The sequence below is a fragment of the Acinetobacter sp. YH12072 genome (assembly GCF_013419565.1).
Taxonomy (GTDB): Bacteria; Pseudomonadota; Gammaproteobacteria; order Pseudomonadales; family Moraxellaceae; genus Acinetobacter.
In genome coordinates this window covers 1-1,290 of the sequence record NZ_VOZV01000091.1, presented here as the reverse complement: position 1 = coordinate 1,290, position 1,290 = coordinate 1, and the positions used below count along the sequence as shown (strand labels likewise).

Here is a 1,290-nt window from a genome sequence, read left to right as displayed (position 1 = left end):
ATAATTGAAATAAAAAATGCTCTTAGAACGCAAATGAGAGCATTTAGCGAGTGTCTACGAGCGACACAAAAAAATTCGCTTATTACCCCTCTGAAAAACCGCTTTTGCTCTTTTTTGCTTGCTGCAGGAATTTATTAGCGAGTGTCTACGAGCGAAGTATTGATACTTTTGCTCTTAAAAAAGCATGAGCATAGCGAATGCATTATCAATGCTTTTGACTTTGCTTTTGCTCTTGAAACGACACGAGCAAAGCGAGTGCCATAGCCTTTGATTTTTGATGCTCTTGGGCTTTTAATATCTTTTAAAGCTTTTAAATGCTTTTAAGCGAGCCGAAACGATTGCTACACAAGGCTTGTAGAGGACATATAGCACCATTTCCTCTTGTATAAAGCACCATTTCCTCTTGTATAAAGCACCATTTCCTCTTGTATAAAGCACCATTTCCTCTTGACTTAACACCATTAGCATTTTAAGGTGCTATCAAACCAAGATACATCTATGGTGCTAAATTGAAAAATGGATTAGTAGTGAAAGACAATGCGTTAATGAATGCCAGTTATAACTTAGAAACGTCTGAACAGCGTTTAATATTGCTTGCAATTATGAATGCTAGAGAAACAGGGCAAGGAATTACCGCAGACAGCAAGTTAGAAATACATGCTAGTGATTACGCAAAACACTTTAATGTGTCTACAGATGCTGCATACAAAGTATTAAAAGATGCTGTAAATAATCTGTTTGAACGTAAGTTTAGCTATGTTTCGGAATATAAAAAGACTGGCAAAACAGGCATTGTGCGCTCACGTTGGGTTAGTCGTGTTTTCTATGTTGATACGTTAGCGATTTTAGAAATCACTTTTGCCCCTGACGTTGTACCACTTGTTACTCGGCTTGAGGAACACTTTACAAGTTATCAACTTAAACAGGTATCACAGCTTACAGGTAAGTATGCAATTCGATTATACGAACTACTAATTGCATGGCGTGAAGTGGGTAAAACTCCACAAATTGAACTATCAGAATTCAGAAATAGAGTTGGTGTTGAGGATAATGAATATCAACGTATGGAGCTGTTTAAAAGGCGTGTCTTAGAACCGTCTATCAAGCAGATCAATGAACATACCGATATCACTGTGACCTATGAACAACATAAAAAAGGTCGAGCTATTTCAGGCTTTTCATTCAAATTTAAGCAGAAGCAACAAGCAAAGAAAATCGAATCTAAACGAGATCCTAATACACCCGATTTCTTTATCAAGATGACTGACTCACAACGCCATTTATTTGCTA

General features: G+C 37.1%; 1 protein-coding gene. It reads left to right on the top strand.

What is annotated here, in order from left to right:
* Positions 1–509 precede the first annotated feature (509 nt).
* On the top strand, positions 510–1,290 hold a 781-nt coding region (repM, locus tag FTU19_RS16135), incomplete at its 3' end, for a replication initiation protein RepM (RefSeq protein ID WP_180131917.1).